This is a genomic window from Bacillus sp. SIMBA_026, from assembly GCF_046535335.1.
In the GTDB taxonomy this organism is placed as follows: domain Bacteria; phylum Bacillota; class Bacilli; order Bacillales; family Bacillaceae; genus Bacillus; species Bacillus velezensis.
Genome location: NZ_JAWRWX010000001.1, coordinates 1,215,650 through 1,232,517, shown reverse-complemented (window position 1 = coordinate 1,232,517; position 16,868 = coordinate 1,215,650). Strand labels below are relative to the sequence as shown.

Genomic DNA, 16,868 nt, shown 5'->3' with positions numbered 1-16,868 from the left:
AGGACTTCAAAATAATTAATTCTTCTCACATGCAAAGTTGTCATTATCCCGATCCATTTTAGATGTATAAGCAGGGTGAGTGCTTGGTACACCATGCGGATATTTCTTTCTCAGCTCTGTGCAGTTTGCAAAGTGTTCTGTTCCTCCAGCAGAAGGGGAGGCTTGTGCAGAGTTAGAAGAGCTGCTTGATGCTGAACTGCTTGAGTTCGATTTATGTGTCTCGGATTGGCGTGTTGTAACTGACTTTTGAGCCGGCTTAGATACACTTACTGATTTCTTCGGTTTCGTTTCGCAGCCATTAAATCCTTTATCAGTCGCATATCCATTCTTACTCCAAATCTTCAAGTCTTTATCTTTCGCAGCTTGCTCATCTTTCTTATACGTGTCTAAATACTTCGTGTTTGGCTCATATACATAAGCTACTCGTGCTAATCCTTCTTTAAGCAGTGTTTCTTGTACTGATTTGCCATCTGCATAAACGTAAGCCAGCATTCTCCCATACTTGTCTGTACGATCTCCTTTATCAAACTCCAGTTGAAGTTTTCCCTTGTTAACCAGCTGTTTGTTTCTTGCTGAAGCATCCTCACCATATGGTTGTACGCAAGAGTTTGGGCTCTTAGTTTTAGGCGTGTCAACAAGTAAATAACGAACAGTTTTGACGCCGCCTTTATAGTTAACTTTAATCGTATTCCCATCAACTGTTCTGTTAAGTGTTACATCGACCAGCTTTTTCTTTTTGTCAGACGCCTTTTTATCCGACGAATCCTTCTTTGAAGCATTTTCGGCTTTTTCATTTTTGTCATTTGATTGAGTGTCTGCCTTTGTCTCTTTTGCATCCTTTTCTTCTTGCTGCGTTGTTTTAGCTTTATCTGAATCTGTTTTATCTGTAGAAGCAGAATCAGATCCACACGCAGCCAAAGAAAAGCTTAGAGATAGTGCGCCAATACCTAACAGCCATTTCTTCAATGTAATTCCCCCAATTTGTTTGTTCTGTCTCTATATCGGACAAACCTTCCTAATTATAAATATAAAACCAAAGATTGTAAATTTGATTTTAGATAAACATCTGATTTTGAAAATCGAATAACCTACAACTATGGTAAAATTTAGATGTGAATAAGTGGGAAGGAGACAGATATGAAGGTATTTGAAGCATCCTCGTTAATCTCAGCAGCGGAGAAACGAGCAAAAGAATACGATCAGATTAGAGAACAATTTATCAATCTCAGAAAAGCGTTTCAGGGAATGGCTGACTTAGACGACAGTGAGTTTTCAGGCAAAGGCGCAGACAACATTAAAGCATTCTTTCAAGATCACGCCGGTGTCACAGACAGCTGGCTTGATTTGATCGATATGAAAATTGCTTTTCTTAACAGTATTTCTGGAAAAGTAGCTGATGCCGGATTGGCCGATTCGTTTGTGGAAGAGTCATTTTTAGAACACGAGCTGATTCATGCGAAGAATACATCAAAAGCCATCATGCAGGAGCAGCGCAATGAAATGAAAGGTATCCTTGATGAAATCAGTGATATCATTCATCTTGATGTTTTCTCGACAGAAGATGTCGATCAAAAGCTTGAGTCAGCAGATAAAAAAAGGAACGATACCATACATAAGCTCGGAAAGCTTGATCACGATCTAACGAAAGAATACGCAGAAACCGAGGCAAATGAACATTTCATTCAGGCAGATTTTCAACAGCTCCAAAACGCTACGGGAAAAGGGAAAAACGCTACTCCGCTTCACTATAACGCCAAGGCATACAGAGAAAGTGACATGCATAAGAAAAAAGGCGAGATTGCAAGACACTCAGACACATATTTAACGTTTAAGAAGGAAGAAGCAAAAGAGCGGGAAATCAAGGATCTGAAAAAAAAGCTCGCTGATGGAGTAACTGATCCTGATGAATACTTGGAGATTGCCAAGAAGATCGGTTACGAGAATCTTGAACCTTCCCAGCAGCAATATGTGACCCAGCTTGAACAAGCAAAACAGCTGGAAGAAGCCGGAGAAGTGACTTGGGATATTTTAAAAGGAGCCGGCGTTGGTTTATATGATGTCGGGAAAGACACGGTAACCGGTTTATGGCAGCTGATCAGTAAGCCTGATGAAGTTGTTGAAGGTATCATAGGGGCAGTTGCTCATCCAATTAATACGTATAATGCCATTTCAACAGCTATTGAGGTATCGTATCAAAAAGATATGGTAAATGGAGATGCGTATTCCAGATCAAGATGGGTGACATATGCGGTCGGTTCAGTGGCTGTGGCTGTCGTCGGAACGAAAGGCGCAGGAGCCGTTAACAAAGCTGATGCGGCGGGGAAGGTCATAAACAAGGCAGGACAGGCAGGGAAGAAAATTAAAGACGTTAAGATTGCAGATTTGCTTCCTTATAACTCTAAGTATGATCTTGCTTTGGCCGATAACGTACCATACAATGTGGTTGACAGCCAAAACCTTAAAAATGAACTTTTGACCAATGCAAAGAAAATCCCGGATGGAACGAGAAAGCCATTTACTGGTCAGAAAGTAAATGTCCCTTGGTTAAATAAAGAGAAGTATGAGGCCTATGAAATAGATGGCAAAGTAAAAACAAAAGGGAAAATTAGAGATGTAAGCCGTAGGGTATATACAATGAAAGATATTGATCTTAATCAAAAAAATCGTAAAGGCCTTACGAATCTTCAACTGATGAAAAATGGTAACGCTCCGTTTGCAAAAGATGGGACCCAAATTAATTTGCATCACTTGATTCAAGAAGAACCTGGAAATATGCTCGAGATACCTGAAAGCTGGCATAATAAGTACAGTGATGTTTTACATGGTTTGAAAGGGAATGGACAGAGTTTTAGAAATGACCCAGTACTTGATAAACAATATAAAAGTTTCAGAAGAAGGTATTGGAGATGGAGAGCTCAGCAATTTGAGAACCAAGAATAATGAGGTGAAGGTTTAATGGATTATTCAAAAGTAAAAACTTTCTTTGATGAAAATAAAGAAAATTCAATTCTCACAGGAGGTGTTACTGAAGATCAGATTAAAGAAATAGAAGAGGATCTCAATGTAACCCTTCCAGGCAGCTATAAATGGTTTTTGACTGAGTATGGTTCAGGGGGAGCATACGGGACTATGATACTCGGTTATGACTCTCACGGTGCTGAAGTTGTCGAACAGACCAATGAATATAAAAAGTATTATAACCTTTCTGATGGTCTCGTAGTTATCGAATATGTAGATGAATTTTCTTATTGTCTTGATACTAACAAGATGAAAAATGGTGAATGCCCCGTCATTCTTTGGGATAACCAAGAGGGATATGGTAAACAAGTTAGTAGCACATTCCTAGAGTTTTTAATAGAGGAACTAGAAGAAGCGAAAGACGACTGGATTGAGGATGAAGACTGGGACGCTTAAGCAAAAGTATTACACTTGTGTGATCTATAAAAAATGGTTTTATCCAATAAATGAATTTTTTGTAAATAATTCCAATGATTTCGTTTAATCTGTTATAATCAAACTGTAAAATATAAACTGGTTATAGTGTATTTCTTTAATAAGAAATGCATAAAATAAAAAGAGTATGGTGTTGATCACACCCCGTCAAAAGGCTTACTCGATGCGGTTTCTTAGTAGACCTATCCCTTCAGGTTTTGAGGCTTAAGGGAGGTCTATTTTTTATTTATATATGTCAACAGGGCGGTTATAAACGACTCGAATGCAAGCATTAACATTAATGCCTGAAATGGTGACATAAGCATCACCCCCCTTTCTATAGGGAGTGAGCAAGACTCCCTTAAGTGAGCATACTTAATGTACAGGAATCATTTATATGTGGTTAAAAACCCATTCAGTTACTAAAATGAAAAGAACCATGTTAGAATCAGGTTCTTTTTTTGTATTTAAGTTAAATACCTCGCTGGAATTACCGATAAATAACATAAGAAATAATACCAAACAGAAGAAATTTGTTATACAAAGGTGAAGCAAACATATACAAATATGATGCTATACTTGGGCAAAACAGGATAGTGATAGGATGGGACAAATATATTGAAATTCCAATGAACGAACTTCCTTCAAATGAGATTCAAGTTGAAGGACTTGGGAAAAACATGAAAATCATTTACAGCAACGTTGTAAAATTTGAGAGAGGGTGAATGTTATGGAAGGCCTTAATAACTCTTACAACATTACGAAAGACCCTAAGTTTTTAGCATTTTGCAGTTTAGCGACAGAAGGCGCAGGAAGTAATTCGAATCAGCAATGTTCAATTCAATTTGATGAATTTAAAGATGCGCTCGAGAACGGAAAAGTGGTTGATAATCAAAACCTTAAAAGCACTTCAGAATTAAATCACCAGTTCGATTACTGGAAATCCAGAATAACGGGTGGACGAGCTGTAACTGAAACAGATAATCAAGTGCTGGATATCATCAAACAAGCATACAATCTTGGAATGGTGACGAAAGATAATATGCTTTTGAGAAATCAAGCCATTAACGCTTATAAAACATCTATTTAATTTAAAATTAAAGCCCCTTATTCAGGAAGGGGCTTTTGCTTTGCAACTTATTCTTTATGTTTAATCTAAAACCATAAAGTCCTGCACTTTTGTTTCTTCTTCAGGCAAATCAAATTCATTAAGTTTCTTTTTAGTACGGATATCAAAAATCCCCATATAGCCACCAATGCCTTTTTTGTTTTCCTCTTGTGAAATCACATAAAGTTTTTGATCTTTAAACTTTGCATTCATATACGGAAATTTTAAATCGAATTTTTCAAAAGAAAAATCTTTATCGTACTCAAGTAAGCAGGCGTATCCGGATTTATTAATATATGTAACGTAAAATTTACCGCTTTTTTTGTCGTAATACACAGCGTCCGCTTGTTCGAGATCATCCGGATATTTTATGAATTTTGATTTCCATGATCCTTTTTCGATTACAGTTAGTTCATGTTCTGAGCTAGCCACAACATATTTTTCAGAGTGATCAAATACATCTCCATAGGAAGCTAATCCAATCGTTTTAATAATCTCTTCTGTTTTTCTATCAATGACGTACAAAGACATTCCTTGAATGACGTAAATATACTTATCATCGCTTTCTCCCATGGTTACCAGGGAGGGCAAAGTCAGGCTATATTTTTTATTGAACTTTTTATCATTTACTTTCAGTTCATTTCCATTTGTGTCGACATTATAGGCTTTTACAGAAATATCTTCTACTTGATACCAAAAAGCAAATGGATTTGACAATTGATGATCCTTAATGGTGTTGTTTTTTAATGTGTAATAATATGGTTCATGTTCAGCTAACAAGACGATATCGTCTGAAGAGGGGGTTTTTTTCTGGATATATGGTATATCCGGTACCTTAAAGTATCGTTTATTGAATTTTTCTCCTTGTGATGTGGATATGAGTACGCTTTTCTTGATGAGTGGATTTGAATAGATAAAAAAGATTTTATCCTCGGTTGGATTAATTTTAGAAGTACTTACAGAGTGTTCACCTTTATTTATAAAGAATGCATTGATCAACAATATAACTATTGCACCAATTAGAACTCCTGAAATCCCATATAAAACATAAGACTTTTTCATATAACGCTCCTTATCTTTTACATAAAATAAAAAGACACTTGCAGAATAAATCTGCAAAGCAAATGATTAGGAGCAGACAGTTTTTGATGAGCGGTCAATACCAGATGTGACAGGTGCTTCTCCATTACTGTCTAGGTCTGTTCCTTTTGTGTTTTTGTATGATTGCAACATAAGTTTAGAGCAATAATATTTATTTGTGCTTTTTTTGGTTGCAGCCACTGAATAAGGCTTACCTGTTTTACTACTAGCATATCTCTGGGCCTTTACCTTATCATAGATATCTGCGCCCTTAACATACTGTTTCTTTTTGCTTTTGAATCGCTTACCCCAGTTGTTCTGATAATTCCTTACCCCTTTTCCGGCCCATGCTTCCATAATTTTGTTATGGTCGGGATAAGAAATAAATACGGCGGATCTAAAGCGATCTTACGAGCTGTTTCTTATACATCTGAGAGGCACAGCATTACATAGAGCAGGTTTGACAGGTGGTCACAAATTATAAAATAAAAAGCCCACTCATATGAGTAGGGCTAAATTAATTTTCAACCTCCGACTGGCCTTTCAGCTACCTGGATGTTAGATGGTGAATCTGTACTCAATTGCGTTAAAGCTACCCCACTTAAAATTACAGTTAAAATAGATACGCAAAGCACAATTTTTTTCATAAGATTCCCTCCACCTGATTCATTTTCTGTTCAGCCCAAATTTTTTCATTGAAAAAGCTTGTTGCTTCTTCAAAAGCACCTATTGATTCAAACCTTTTTGCAGCTATGTAGGACAATTCATCTACACTTTCAAGGTCATTTTGTTGTTTTAAAAACTCAATGTAACGGATGCAATTATTGAAGTTGTTTTTTAATTCACCACAATATAGGTTGTATAGGGTGCTAATTTTGGCTTCGTATACCTTATTCTCCATTAATATGAGTCTTTCCTGTGCTTTATTGTAAAAATTAATGGCTTTCATTTTTTCGTCAATTTTAAATAGCTCCTTAATCATCATGAATAAAGAATTTATATAATAATTTGAATTCATCCAAGATTCATTTCCAATAGCTTTTTCGAGAGATTTAATGCACTTATCAGGTTTGTCCCAATCAGAATACACGATACTAAGGTTGTGATATAACTGAGCTTCCAAATATTCATCCTTTGTTTCTTGTGCAATGTCTATTGCTTCTAAATAATATGTTTCTGACTCCTCAAACCGTTTCATATCGGAATAGTTTGCAGCCGCAATCATTGTTGAAGTTGCCAGTTTGCATTTATAGTCAGGGTGTCGCTTATATATTGCAATTGCATTCTTGATATAGTGTTGTGCCACAATGCTTTGTTTAACAAGAGTGTATAAGTAGGAGACCTTGGAGTAGAATTCAGCTGCTTCAATTTCATCCGGAATTTCTGCAAGCTTTTTCTCAGCTAATCCATATAAGTTAATTGCTCGATCATAATTTTTGTTGTATGCCTCGTACATTGCTTCGAATAAATAAAAGTTATATTCCAATTTATCGTTCGTTCTTTTTATGAAATTTTCATTCTCTTCAGTGAAATAAGTGTGCTTTTGTAAAGGCTCTCCGCGTGAAGAGTGCAGCAACATTTTGTGTCTTTCTTCTAATAAACTGTAATATGCAAGAACTTCTTGATCCTCTTCCATATCATCGAACAGGCTTTTAATCTCTGAGTAATATTTTATTGACTCATGTACCTTTTGTTTCTTTATAGCAATGTACCAATCATTCAGTGTAGTAGCAACAACTTCTGAAGCGATCTTGCTCATTCAAACCCCTCTTTCTGAAAATTTCAAAAATCCTTTGGGAATAATCATAACATAGTCATTGAAAAAATTGTAAAAGGATGTAGAGTTTTTGGGGTTTTCTAATTTGAAAAACGAAAAAAATACCCTCCTCGTTAGAGAAGGGATGTGATCAATTTCCTGTTGCTTTCAGTGAGGCAAGCCACTCATCTAATGTTCCTGAGAAACCTTGTTGAACGGCTAATTCATATGCTGATTTTCGCATCTTTACCAGCAGCACCAGTAGCTCCTTTAGCTCCAGTACTGCCTTTTTCACCTTTTAATGAAGCTAACCATTCGAAAGTGATGAATATTCAAGGCGGGAGTAAGGGAAATTAACAAAAAAATGTGAGGGAATGTAGATGAAACGATTTATCTTGGTTATACCTTTATTGGCTGCTGTTATTGCCTCTCCAACTCAAATGAAAGCAAGTCCAATGCCTTGTAGTGCAGTACTCGAACCGGTAAATCAAAAACTGAAAAATGCGAAGGGTGCGGCACTAATCTATAAAGTGCAGTTATACCCGCCAAGTGCTGCGAGAACGAATATGAGTATTCTTGCTGTCCACCTTCCTCAACCATCTTCTTATGGAAGCTACGACAGTTATGAAGGATTTGCCTCCAAAACAGGGGAAATCAGTTGGCGATTTAAACTATATCCGACTCCCGAGGGAGAGAGTCCTAATTGGGCTGGAAGGATTGATTCCATATCAGCTGAAATGACAAATGTTAAAGTGCAAGTGCGCCTTTCAAATTCTAAGACACAAAAGTTGGGACCGAGTGTATTAACAAACAATGTTCAATCTTGCTATTAGAAATGTAGAGCTCTTATCAAAGAGAGCAATGCGACTGGATCTTTTGTAAATTGTCAAAAAGGTAATTGATCGAGAAATTCTGGTGAAAAATGAAGAAGAGTCCATTAAGATGGAATGTCTGGAGTCAATTCATCATTTGAAGAAGAGAGCCGGCAAAAGTCGATATTGCGTTTGATTTTGTACATAGAAAGACGGCATAAAAAGAAATGGTTAGCTAAAAAAAGGCAAAGAGTCAACGCTCTTTACCATCAGGTGTTTTCCTTAAGCGGTCTGCAATATGCTTAATTAAATTCAGCGCAGCAGTCACTAATCCAATAACTAAAACAATTTCAAGTAAGAGGATAAATCCAAAATTTAAACCGCGACTTTCAAAGTAATCATCGGTAAAAAAGAGCAATTGATAAATCCCAAGCATTAGCACAATAAAGGAAGCGCCTATAATCGCCAGAGACTTTTTAGAGAACTCCTTAGTATGGTTAAAATTATAAACCAATAAGAACAAAAATAGACAAGCCATGGCGATCTTATGAGTCAATGAATCACTTGCTGAGAACCCTTGCACAAGTAAGGAGATAATTAATCCGGTCATTCCGATTATTTTATTCATGATTTCACCTTCATTAGATAAGTATGATCTGGTGTCAGCTTACCAATTAAAGGTGATATTCTCAACATAATGCAGTTTAAAGTTAACTTAAAATCGTAATTTTAAGAACAAATTTAGAGTGGATCATGACATGCTGTTTATTATGCTGTAAACAAACGCAACAATAAATAATGGATAAGAGATAACAGCAATTAGTTTTGAAGATTTGCTCTTTTTTTCAAATGTGTATATCAGTGCAAATCCTAAAAAGAATATGGTGACAAACCAAGAAGAATAGGATGGGTACAATGCAATAAGTAAGACAATAAGAGTGGATAACGCAAAAGAAGAGTTTAGAGTTATTTTCTGATCGTTTTTCAAATAAACCGCCTCCTTTCACATATTCCTCCCATATAAAAACACTTAAACATTATATTAAGTCAGCATGATTAAATGATAAACATTTTACGTCAAGAACAAGATAAAGCAATCCGGCATTTCAAGGACAAGCTGAACATGTCTGAAAAACTGTACATATCCTTAGTTAATGTAAACTGCTTAGAGATAAGCAAAATGATTTTGCGGAAAGGCTAGATAGACTTAGAAGTCAGACCTTACCTAAACATTAGATCGCTTAAAGAAGGTGATGTGGTTGATCAGCCAATTTGGATTTAGTGATGTAATTGTGCGGTTCTATGATGGTGAAGATCTCGCCGTGTTCCATAAGACTACAGGGAAGTTGTTTAAATCCTTAAAAATGAGGCGTTTTAGTCTGTCATTTCCTAAAACAGTGTTTTACTCTTGTCACAAATATGCAAGAAGGGCGGTTTGAACTTGTATAGAGTGTTTATAATGCTGTTAGTTTTGTTATGTATAACATTAGGGTGTCAAAACCAACATAGCAAAAATTTTATGGAAAATGAGCAAACCATGATCGGCTATGTCATTTTTAAAGGAGAGAATCAAGCAATTCTCACACGTAATGAAAAAGATAATGTTAAAGATTATGAAAATCTTAGTGAAATAGAGATTATTGAAAAGTATAAATCGGATATAGTATTACTGGGACTTAGTCAACTTAACAATAAAGATGACTTGAGCAAAGGACAAAAAATTCGTATTTGGTATAAAAAATTAAATGAATCTTCACCTCCAAAAACAAACATCTCAAAGTTTGAAAGTATTTAGTACATATTCTGTAATTCCTAGGAATACCGCTGCAAAACTGAAGCGGCATATTAAACAGAAATAATGTCTTCAAACCTCATCTCATTCTTCATTCGCGGTGGCTTATTCCTGCCCCGAGATTTATTTGACGATTGTTGACTCAGGTGCAGAGAAGGCATATGTCAAGAACACATTTTGAATGACTGGGCACCTTGAATAAAACCAGCATTCCCGTATTCATATGCGAAGAGATCGGTACTGAACGCTGGATAAAGAAAAAAGTTAACCGTACATTTGAACAAGCTTGCGAGGTTTTGATAAAGAAAGAACAGTCAAGAGACGAACCATTACATACATATAATACTCCTGTGAAAGCGGGGGTGTAGTTTTGGAACCTTACCAACGTTATGAGGAATTAAAGAAGAAAACAATAAAGGTTGTCCATAAAGATAATTACAGTATCCGCTATATAGATCAGGATGAAGCGAGTAATGACTTAGATGAATTTTATAAACAATTTGCTCAGCATTTATTGGAGGCTGCTTTGGAAAGGAGTGCAGAGTAAGCTTCTTTTTTTGATTTGTTTGTGGTAAGTATCTTAATAAACGGCTTTATCGGTACTGATATTAATCACATGTGTCACTTCTTGCAGCAAAGCGGCTTCTGCGACATTTTGTCCGCCGATAAGGTTGGTTTGAATGGCTTCAAAGGGATTATCCTCACATGTCGGAACCTGCTTCAGCGCAGCTGTGTGAAAGACAATATCAACACCTTTCATCACTTGGTTGACTCTTCTGTAGTCACGAACATCGCCGAGCACAAACGACAGTCTTTGTTCATCCGCGTATTTTTGTTTCATCACATATTGTTTGCTGTCATCTTTGCTGAACACAATGACTTTTTTAGGGGTTAAGAGCAAAAGGCGTTTTACTATTTGGCTTCCGATTGATCCTGTTCCGCCTGTGACGAGAACAGTTTTATCGTGAAAAAACGGTTGTAGCTCTACTGCTTGCTGTTTAGGCATGGCTTATCCTCCAACTCTCGTTTCTCTACCATGCATCATATGTTGAACAATTTCAGCGAGTTAATGAAAGAAACCAATAAATCAAAAATTAGAGAAAAACATTAATCTGATGCGCTTTCATATCGCTTTACCCGATTAATAGAATAGAACTTACAAATAAAACAATGTACTAAATATTCATAAAGAATATTTGCTCACGTCAATTTTTTCTCTTCATAAATTCTCACATTCGGACAATCTTCACAAAAACTTAACACTGAACTTCCTGTATGTATTTTACAATTAGAGTGCACGTTCATAAAAGGAGGATGGAAAATGAATCATTCAAAAACACTTTTGTTAACCGCGGCAGCCGGATTGATGCTCACATGCGGTGCGGTTTCTTCCCAGGCCAAGCATAAGCTGTCTGATCCTTATCATTTTACAGTGAATGCGGCGGCGGAAACAGAGCCGGTTGATACAGCCGGTGATGCAGCTGATGATCCTGCGATTTGGCTGGACTCCAAGAATCCTCAGAACAGCAAATTGATCACAACCAATAAAAAATCAGGCTTAGTCGTGTACAGCCTTGAGGGAAAGATGCTTCATTCCTATCCTACCGGGAAGCTGAACAATGTTGATATCCGCTATGATTTTCCGTTGAACGGAAAAAAAGTCGATATTGCGGCGGCATCCAATCGGTCTGAAGGAAAGAATACCATTGAGATTTACGCCATTGACGGGAAAAACGGCACATTACAAAGCATTACGAACCCAGACCGCCCGATTGCGTCAGCAATTGATGAAGTATACGGTTTCAGCTTGTACCATAGTCAAAAAACAGGAAAATATTACGCGATGGTGACAGGGAAAGAAGGCGAATTTGAACAATACGAATTAAATGCGGATAAAAATGGATACATATCCGGCAAAAAGGTAAGGGCGTTTAAAATGAATTCTCAGACAGAAGGGATGGCAGCAGACGATGAATACGGCAGTCTTTTTATCGCAGAAGAAGATGAGGCCATCTGGAAGTTCAGCGCTGAGCCGGACGGCGGCAGTAACGGAACGGTGATCGATCGTGCAGACGGCAGGCATTTAACCCCTGATATTGAAGGACTGACGATTTACTACGCTGCTGACGGGAAAGGTTATCTGCTTGCATCAAGCCAGGGTAACAGCAGCTACGCGATTTATGAAAGACAGGGACAGAACAAATATGTTGCGGACTTTCAGATAACAGACGGGTCCGAAACAGACGGCACAAGCGATACAGACGGAATTGACGTTCTGGGTTTCGGGCTGGGGCCTGAATATCCGTTCGGCCTATTTGTGGCACAGGACGGAGAGAATATAAATCACGGCCAAAAGGCCAATCAAAATTTTAAAATGGTGCCATGGGAAAGAATCGCTGATAAAATCGGCTTTCACCCGCAGGTCAATAAACAGGTTGACCCAAGAAAACTGACTGACAGAAGCGGAAAATAAACATGAAAAAAAGCAGCTTATCCAAGCTGCTTTTTGATGTGAAGAGCGTTTCATGAGAAAGTCTTGGAACGGATAGCCGAAAGCACAGCCGGCAGCCGGTCATACGTGTACGCCGGTACTGTCTCTTGGTAATTAAGCGCCGCGATTTGTTTACGTTCACCCGGGTTTGTCATATAAAAATGGATCTTATCCGCAAAATCCGCAAGCCCGCTGTAAGAAACAAATGATGAAAACGGGGGCGCGGGAGAAAGGTCTGTCAGCTGAAAGGCCTGACAAGCCGCAATGTCTAAGCTTCTCGTATTTAAACTGATATTTTCGATGCCGCGTCCGTTCTGATTGAGCGCAAACCGATAAGAACGGTGAGGGTTTAAGACCACGTCTGCGCTGTTGTAATATAATGCGGCACGTTCGGGTGCAATCCATTCATCCATTACGAGCACATTTTGCTGCCTGGCGATTTTTTTAGGCAGATGTCTGCGCCATCCCTTCCCGATAATACGAAGCGTATACGGAAGCTTCGCCGCTGCTTTCACCAGTTCAACGCGGTTCGGATACGGGTATCCGATCAGAAGCAGATTTGTGTGAAGAGAGGCTTCAGCAGGTTGTTTCTTAAAAAGCCGCTGATTAACGGGGATCGGGACATAATATACGTGCTGTAAGCCCATTTGCCGGTAAGCATCAAGCGCGTTTTGTTCTATCGTCAAAACGGCATCGGCGAAAGGGGCGATTGTCATGCTCACATCGAAATAAAAAGGATCCTCCGTCATCCATAGATAAACGGGAATCTGTTCTGTCTTCAGCCATTGAAGCCATTCAGACGGAATACGGTCTCCCGTCATCATCAGACTGATGTCTGGTTTGAATGCCCGTATACTGCGGATGGTATCTTCCTCAAACTCAGAAACAGAAAAAAAGCGGACGGAAGACTGTAAAAAGCCTTCCTCGATCCAGTGGTCAAAATACGTGTATATGCCTTTATATCCTGAACGGATATATAAAACGTTCATATGCTGTTACGAAGTGAACGTGACACTTTCAACTTTGTCGACGTCAAGCAATGTTGTAGCAGAGCCTGCCGGTGTAACGGAATTTTCCTGCGTAACAAAAACGATTCCGTGAATTTCGTCAAAGGCAACAAATTGAACCGGGCCGATCATGTCTCCTGAATCCATCACAATGCTGATGACAGTGCCGGGCTGAATTCTTGCAAAAATCCATCTCGCCGCTAATGAAATACCGCTTCCCAATACAGATTGTGCGCTTAGACTGTCTTTCGCCGCTGCTTCATCTATTTTTGCATCAATTGCCGATTCCAATAAATCTTTTACTTTGTTTTCCACATTATCTCCTCCATCTGTGCCGCCAGATAAAGCGCTGTTGTCAAATACAGGGGCTAAAAGAGTTTTCAATAACTCCTTTTTAAGCTCCAAACGATCCTCGCTCATGCGTACATACACCTCCTTTAACAATTTTAACCTCACGTTTATTCATATTCCTGATTGAAGAGATTGGTATAAGTCGAATGCCGTTTTGCTTGTGTTTTTTTCAATATTTAATCAAACAGCTGAATTTTCGAATCAGGCTTTGTTTGCCTATGCGGATTGTAAGAGTATGACATACGTTGTATAGATTAAAAAATGAAGGAGAGGAATACTTTGGATTCAGAAGAAACTGTAAAACACGGGGGTTTTGAGGAGGAATTTCAGCTCGTACTGCTTCTTCTTCTTTTGTTATCCCGTCAGCCGTCCGGAGATCATTCAGATTTGCGGCGTCAGCTTGTAATGGCAAAAGAGCTTGGGGTTCCTGTATCACGCGTCAATCTGATTAACGGCAGCACACTGCAAAACGTAATTGTCAAAGAAGTGCTGTCAGATTTGGCCGTTTTTCAAAATCCGCTCAATAATACGAGATCAAACGTCGCGATTTCAAGCATCGTCAGCTGGGGTGCTTTTTAATAACGGATATCAGGCTCTGTCTCTTTCGGAGCCGTTTTTTACGTTTTACAGAAGGGGTGATGGGATGGAAAAGAAGATCTCAATTATCTTAACGAGTTACAACAAACCGGATCTTGTGAAACAGGCGATTGAAAGTGTTTTGCATCAGACCTACAGCAATTGGGAGCTGTTTGTGATGGATGATCATTCAAATGAAGAAACCTCGGCTGCCATCAGTACGTATATAAAAGATCCTCGCATATATTATGACAACAGTTTTATCAATCCTGCCGAACGGCTGAAGTCGACCCGGTATGCCGTTTTGATTAATGATGCGCTTTCACGGGCTAAAGGCGAATACATCACTTATTTGACAGACGACACCGTATTTCATCCGGATAGGCTCAGCCGCATGGCGGAAGCGCTTAATCAATGCAGCGAGTTTGATGCCGTCTATTCCAGCCAGAAGGTGATACATGTAAACGGGCGCGGAACAGAACAATTCCACTTCTATCGTTTTGCTGAAGAGGTGCTTGATCAGGCCGCTTTTCTCGTTGATCACTGTTCAGTGATGCACCGGAGATCATTGCTTGAGCGTGTGAAAGAGAAGTTCGGCAGCTTTTGGGACGAAGATGTTATGCATTGGAATCACGGAGACTCTGTTTTTTGGAGCAGGCTCAACACATTTACATCATTTCTGCCGATAAAAGAAGTGTTGGATACGACCTATAAAACACCTCACTCATTTCAGAACACGTATCAATCGCTTCCGTCTGTCCTGATCGATGGGTCTTTTGTAAAAGGGACGGACCAGAAAGTATATCAGCTTGACCGAAATAAAAGGAAGCCTGTAAACGAGCGCTGGCATACGTTATATGAAGGCCGAACCGTCGTCATTCCGGATCCGTTTTTATTTCAATATGAGGAAGAGAACTCCGGCAGTATTCCGAATTTTCAGCTCGTCAGGGATCAGTTTCATGTTTATTTTATAGAAGACGGGGAGAAAAGGCTGGTTAATCATAGCGCATTTCGCTTTTACCGATTTAAACGGCATGGCATCCCGGCTTTAGAACGGGACGAAATACAAGCGCTTCCGGACGGTCCGCCGATCAGCCGGGGGACATCGGGCTGTATTCAACATCTGCCCGGGAGAATGCTGTTTCGCATTGAACGGGAATTTTATGTTTATTTGAGAGGGGTTCTCCATCCGATCAGTCATGACGTAGCGAAACGCTTTTTTGCGAATCAGAAGGCGATACCCATTTCCTTTCAGCAAATTAAACAATTACCAATTGGAATGCCGTTCTATCCGGTGTACGATGAAATTATGAGAAATCTCAATATAACAAAAGGTTGAGAGATGCAGTTGGATGTGTAAGGAAAAGGAGAGCTTTTATGACCGATCAATTTGATAAAACCGAGAAGCAGTATATAGAGCTTACTTCCGGCATTCAGAGGTTCGAGCATTTCAGTGTATATACGGACCCTTTTTTGCCGCAGATTTTTTCGCATAACTTTGTTCAGCTGCACCGTACATTTCCGTTAGACAAACTGCTGCCGTTTTTTTCGTCCGTTCCGGGCATGCTTCAAGCCAATTATATTCATGTGAAAGCGGCTCCGGAGCACGCGTTTCCGCTTCTTCTGAAACAAACTCTGGTAAAGCAGGGCTGCGTAGTGGAAGATGAGCTGTTTTTTGCAAGGAAACTGGAAAATGGGGATCTGCAGGCCGGACACCCGCTCACTGCTTGGGGGACGGAAAAAAGCCTCGCCGACGGGTCGTCTATTATGAACATCTATGATGCCCTTTACATTGGCGAGGCGGCGGCCGAACAAAAGCTAGAGCGGAAATATCCTTTGTATAAGGACGGAACGGTTATGCTTGTCGTGTGCTACAGCGACGCCTCGCAAACGATTCCGATCGGCTGCGGAGAGCTTTTCATCAACAAAGCAGATAAAACCGCAAAAATAGAAGAAGTCGCAATTCTGGATCAATTCCAACGAAAAGGCTATGGATCGATATTGATGAATGAGCTGATGGCGGCGGCAAAGCTGAACGGCATGGAAACTGTATACCTTGTGACGTCCGGGATGGACGGTGTAAACCGCTTTTATGAAAAACTCGGCTTCAAAAGATTTCGGCGCGTGCATACAATTTTTCATTATTTTCTTACATAGTTGGGCATTCGCATAAACCAATTGGGAGTTGGCCCGCATACAATGCCGTATATCGTAAGAAGAAAGGATGATTTGCGTATGTACGGATATGGCTACGGTTGCGGCAGTTTTGGCTATGGTTACGGGCACGGCGGCTGCGGAGGCGGAACCAGCACTTTTGTGCTGATTGTGGTATTGTTTATTTTATTAATCATCGTCGGTGCGGCTTTTATTTGTTAGACTGAAAAAAATCCTATAATGAAAATCAGCCTGCAGAGAACCTCACTTTCTGCAGGCTTTTTGTTATTTCCATGCTGAAAAAGTCAG

General features: G+C 39.2%; 22 protein-coding genes and 3 pseudogenes. 14 read left to right on the top strand and 11 right to left on the bottom strand.

What is annotated here, in order from left to right; translation table 11 throughout:
- Window positions 1-15: 15 nt before the first annotated feature.
- On the bottom strand, window positions 16-966 hold the full coding sequence (locus SB847_RS05715) for a thermonuclease family protein (RefSeq protein ID WP_410561754.1): 951 nt from the start codon (window positions 964-966) through the stop codon (window positions 16-18).
- A 171-nt stretch (window positions 967-1,137) separates the two neighbouring features.
- On the opposite strand from SB847_RS05715, the gene SB847_RS05710 reads away from it, so the two are divergent.
- Both SB847_RS05710 and SB847_RS05705 read left to right on the top strand, forming a co-directional pair.
- Window positions 1,138-2,940, top strand: coding sequence for a T7SS effector LXG polymorphic toxin (locus tag SB847_RS05710; RefSeq protein ID WP_410561757.1), 1,803 nt, complete (start codon window positions 1,138-1,140; stop codon window positions 2,938-2,940).
- 15 nt (window positions 2,941-2,955) lie between these two features.
- On the top strand, window positions 2,956-3,414 hold the full coding sequence (locus SB847_RS05705) for an SMI1/KNR4 family protein (protein ID WP_032873346.1): 459 nt from the start codon (window positions 2,956-2,958) through the stop codon (window positions 3,412-3,414).
- Between the two features lie 254 nt (window positions 3,415-3,668).
- Here the strand turns inward: SB847_RS05705 and SB847_RS05700 are convergent, their stop codons facing one another.
- Entirely contained in the window at window positions 3,669-3,752 is an 84-nt protein-coding gene (locus SB847_RS05700; protein WP_410577678.1) for a putative holin-like toxin, read from the bottom strand.
- A 410-nt stretch (window positions 3,753-4,162) separates the two neighbouring features.
- On the opposite strand from SB847_RS05700, the gene SB847_RS05695 reads away from it, so the two are divergent.
- Window positions 4,163-4,522, top strand: a complete 360-nt coding sequence (locus SB847_RS05695; RefSeq protein ID WP_224182343.1) for a hypothetical protein — start codon at window positions 4,163-4,165, stop codon at window positions 4,520-4,522.
- A 60-nt stretch (window positions 4,523-4,582) separates the two neighbouring features.
- Here the strand turns inward: SB847_RS05695 and SB847_RS05690 are convergent, their stop codons facing one another.
- Together SB847_RS05690 and SB847_RS05685 are read right to left on the bottom strand one after the other, a co-directional pair.
- Window positions 4,583-5,602: a YncE family protein gene (locus SB847_RS05690; protein WP_410561763.1), complete on the bottom strand. Its 1,020-nt coding sequence runs from the start codon at window positions 5,600-5,602 to the stop codon at window positions 4,583-4,585.
- Window positions 5,603-5,668: 66 nt separating this feature from the next.
- Complete coding sequence (locus tag SB847_RS05685) at window positions 5,669-5,977, bottom strand: hypothetical protein (RefSeq protein WP_410561766.1); 309 nt, start codon at window positions 5,975-5,977, stop codon at window positions 5,669-5,671.
- 3 nt (window positions 5,978-5,980) lie between these two features.
- Between SB847_RS05685 and SB847_RS05680 the strand changes: the two are divergent.
- Window positions 5,981-6,104: pseudogene (locus SB847_RS05680) on the top strand (DNA polymerase); the annotation flags it as partial.
- A gap of 40 nt (window positions 6,105-6,144) precedes the next feature.
- Here SB847_RS05680 and phrK read toward each other — a convergent pair.
- Both phrK and SB847_RS05670 read right to left on the bottom strand, forming a co-directional pair.
- Entirely contained in the window at window positions 6,145-6,267 is a 123-nt protein-coding gene (gene phrK, locus SB847_RS05675; protein WP_016936664.1) for a phosphatase RapK inhibitor PhrK, read from the bottom strand.
- A complete protein-coding gene (locus tag SB847_RS05670) occupies window positions 6,264-7,379 on the bottom strand; it encodes a Rap family tetratricopeptide repeat protein (RefSeq protein ID WP_029326141.1) in 1,116 nt (371 codons plus the stop codon). The genes phrK and SB847_RS05670 overlap by 4 nt, the downstream gene beginning before the upstream one ends.
- A 377-nt stretch (window positions 7,380-7,756) precedes the next feature.
- Here SB847_RS05670 and SB847_RS05665 point away from each other — a divergent pair, with 377 nt between their 5' ends.
- Both SB847_RS05665 and SB847_RS05660 read left to right on the top strand, forming a co-directional pair.
- Window positions 7,757-8,209 (top strand): YoqH family protein, encoded by a 453-nt coding sequence (locus SB847_RS05665; RefSeq protein ID WP_410561769.1) that lies wholly within the window; start codon window positions 7,757-7,759, stop codon window positions 8,207-8,209.
- Between the two features lie 143 nt (window positions 8,210-8,352).
- A pseudogene (locus tag SB847_RS05660) lies at window positions 8,353-8,425 on the top strand (hypothetical protein); the annotation flags it as partial.
- Window positions 8,426-8,441: 16 nt separating this feature from the next.
- Here SB847_RS05660 and SB847_RS05655 read toward each other — a convergent pair.
- Window positions 8,442-8,816 (bottom strand): YoqO family protein, encoded by a 375-nt coding sequence (locus SB847_RS05655; protein ID WP_007407921.1) that lies wholly within the window; start codon window positions 8,814-8,816, stop codon window positions 8,442-8,444.
- Window positions 8,817-8,939: 123 nt separating this feature from the next.
- Window positions 8,940-9,176: a hypothetical protein gene (locus SB847_RS05650; RefSeq protein WP_015240043.1), complete on the bottom strand. Its 237-nt coding sequence runs from the start codon at window positions 9,174-9,176 to the stop codon at window positions 8,940-8,942.
- Window positions 9,177-9,707: 531 nt separating this feature from the next.
- Between SB847_RS05650 and SB847_RS05645 the strand changes: the two genes are divergently transcribed.
- From SB847_RS05645 to sprB, 3 genes and pseudogenes are all read left to right on the top strand, one after another.
- Window positions 9,708-9,983: a DUF3221 domain-containing protein gene (locus tag SB847_RS05645; RefSeq protein WP_410577450.1), complete on the top strand. Its 276-nt coding sequence runs from the start codon at window positions 9,708-9,710 to the stop codon at window positions 9,981-9,983.
- A gap of 191 nt (window positions 9,984-10,174) precedes the next feature.
- Window positions 10,175-10,348: pseudogene (locus SB847_RS05640) on the top strand (hypothetical protein); the annotation flags it as partial.
- A gap of 2 nt (window positions 10,349-10,350) precedes the next feature.
- Window positions 10,351-10,527, top strand: coding sequence for a recombination directionality factor SprB (sprB, locus tag SB847_RS05635; RefSeq protein ID WP_007612049.1), 177 nt, complete (start codon window positions 10,351-10,353; stop codon window positions 10,525-10,527).
- Between the two features lie 33 nt (window positions 10,528-10,560).
- Here the strand turns inward: sprB and SB847_RS05630 are convergent, their stop codons facing one another.
- A complete protein-coding gene (locus SB847_RS05630) occupies window positions 10,561-10,986 on the bottom strand; it encodes an SDR family NAD(P)-dependent oxidoreductase (RefSeq protein WP_032873355.1) in 426 nt (141 codons plus the stop codon).
- Window positions 10,987-11,301: 315 nt separating this feature from the next.
- Between SB847_RS05630 and phyC the strand changes: the two genes are divergently transcribed.
- A complete protein-coding gene (phyC, locus tag SB847_RS05625) occupies window positions 11,302-12,453 on the top strand; it encodes a 3-phytase (protein WP_410561773.1) in 1,152 nt (383 codons plus the stop codon).
- A 50-nt stretch (window positions 12,454-12,503) separates the two neighbouring features.
- Here the strand turns inward: phyC and SB847_RS05620 are convergent, their stop codons facing one another.
- On the bottom strand, window positions 12,504-13,460 hold the full coding sequence (locus SB847_RS05620) for a CgeB family protein (RefSeq protein WP_082998644.1): 957 nt from the start codon (window positions 13,458-13,460) through the stop codon (window positions 12,504-12,506).
- Between the two features lie 6 nt (window positions 13,461-13,466).
- The gene (locus SB847_RS05615) at window positions 13,467-13,898 is read right to left on the bottom strand and encodes a hypothetical protein (protein WP_044802191.1); all 432 of its coding nucleotides are present in this window, start codon (window positions 13,896-13,898) and stop codon (window positions 13,467-13,469) included.
- Between the two features lie 210 nt (window positions 13,899-14,108).
- Between SB847_RS05615 and cgeC the strand changes: the two genes are divergently transcribed.
- The 4 genes from cgeC to SB847_RS05595 all read left to right on the top strand — a co-directional run bounded on the left by cgeC (window position 14,109) and on the right by SB847_RS05595 (window position 16,781).
- Window positions 14,109-14,408 (top strand): spore maturation protein CgeC, encoded by a 300-nt coding sequence (gene cgeC, locus SB847_RS05610; RefSeq protein ID WP_007407929.1) that lies wholly within the window; start codon window positions 14,109-14,111, stop codon window positions 14,406-14,408.
- A 64-nt stretch (window positions 14,409-14,472) separates the two neighbouring features.
- Complete coding sequence (locus SB847_RS05605; RefSeq protein WP_410561776.1) at window positions 14,473-15,744, top strand: glycosyltransferase family 2 protein; 1,272 nt, start codon at window positions 14,473-14,475, stop codon at window positions 15,742-15,744.
- Window positions 15,745-15,782: 38 nt separating this feature from the next.
- Entirely contained in the window at window positions 15,783-16,562 is a 780-nt protein-coding gene (locus tag SB847_RS05600) for a GNAT family N-acetyltransferase (protein WP_038458805.1), read from the top strand.
- A 78-nt stretch (window positions 16,563-16,640) separates the two neighbouring features.
- Window positions 16,641-16,781: a YjcZ family sporulation protein gene (locus SB847_RS05595; protein ID WP_007612029.1), complete on the top strand. Its 141-nt coding sequence runs from the start codon at window positions 16,641-16,643 to the stop codon at window positions 16,779-16,781.
- The last annotated feature ends 87 nt before the right edge of the window (window positions 16,782-16,868 follow it).

What these genes read in the sequence shown, in the direction of transcription:
- SB847_RS05620 (WP_082998644.1), bottom strand. Translation starts at nt 13,460, where the DNA reads ATGAACGTTTTATATATCCGTTCAGGATATAAAGGCATATACACGTAT.
- SB847_RS05670 (WP_029326141.1), bottom strand. Translation starts at nt 7,379, where the DNA reads ATGAGCAAGATCGCTTCAGAAGTTGTTGCTACTACACTGAATGATTGG.
- SB847_RS05705 (WP_032873346.1), top strand. Translation starts at nt 2,956, where the DNA reads ATGGATTATTCAAAAGTAAAAACTTTCTTTGATGAAAATAAAGAAAAT.
- SB847_RS05595 (WP_007612029.1), top strand. Translation starts at nt 16,641, where the DNA reads ATGTACGGATATGGCTACGGTTGCGGCAGTTTTGGCTATGGTTACGGG.
- SB847_RS05600 (WP_038458805.1), top strand. Translation starts at nt 15,783, where the DNA reads ATGACCGATCAATTTGATAAAACCGAGAAGCAGTATATAGAGCTTACT.
- SB847_RS05700 (WP_410577678.1), bottom strand. Translation starts at nt 3,752, where the DNA reads ATGTCACCATTTCAGGCATTAATGTTAATGCTTGCATTCGAGTCGTTT.
- SB847_RS05605 (WP_410561776.1), top strand. Translation starts at nt 14,473, where the DNA reads ATGGAAAAGAAGATCTCAATTATCTTAACGAGTTACAACAAACCGGAT.
- SB847_RS05685 (WP_410561766.1), bottom strand. Translation starts at nt 5,977, where the DNA reads ATGGAAGCATGGGCCGGAAAAGGGGTAAGGAATTATCAGAACAACTGG.
- SB847_RS05665 (WP_410561769.1), top strand. Translation starts at nt 7,757, where the DNA reads ATGAAACGATTTATCTTGGTTATACCTTTATTGGCTGCTGTTATTGCC.
- SB847_RS05655 (WP_007407921.1), bottom strand. Translation starts at nt 8,816, where the DNA reads ATGAATAAAATAATCGGAATGACCGGATTAATTATCTCCTTACTTGTG.
- phrK (WP_016936664.1), bottom strand. Translation starts at nt 6,267, where the DNA reads ATGAAAAAAATTGTGCTTTGCGTATCTATTTTAACTGTAATTTTAAGT.
- SB847_RS05695 (WP_224182343.1), top strand. Translation starts at nt 4,163, where the DNA reads ATGGAAGGCCTTAATAACTCTTACAACATTACGAAAGACCCTAAGTTT.
- SB847_RS05630 (WP_032873355.1), bottom strand. Translation starts at nt 10,986, where the DNA reads ATGCCTAAACAGCAAGCAGTAGAGCTACAACCGTTTTTTCACGATAAA.
- SB847_RS05710 (WP_410561757.1), top strand. Translation starts at nt 1,138, where the DNA reads ATGAAGGTATTTGAAGCATCCTCGTTAATCTCAGCAGCGGAGAAACGA.
- SB847_RS05690 (WP_410561763.1), bottom strand. Translation starts at nt 5,602, where the DNA reads ATGAAAAAGTCTTATGTTTTATATGGGATTTCAGGAGTTCTAATTGGT.
- SB847_RS05615 (WP_044802191.1), bottom strand. Translation starts at nt 13,898, where the DNA reads ATGAGCGAGGATCGTTTGGAGCTTAAAAAGGAGTTATTGAAAACTCTT.
- SB847_RS05645 (WP_410577450.1), top strand. Translation starts at nt 9,708, where the DNA reads ATGGAAAATGAGCAAACCATGATCGGCTATGTCATTTTTAAAGGAGAG.
- phyC (WP_410561773.1), top strand. Translation starts at nt 11,302, where the DNA reads ATGAATCATTCAAAAACACTTTTGTTAACCGCGGCAGCCGGATTGATG.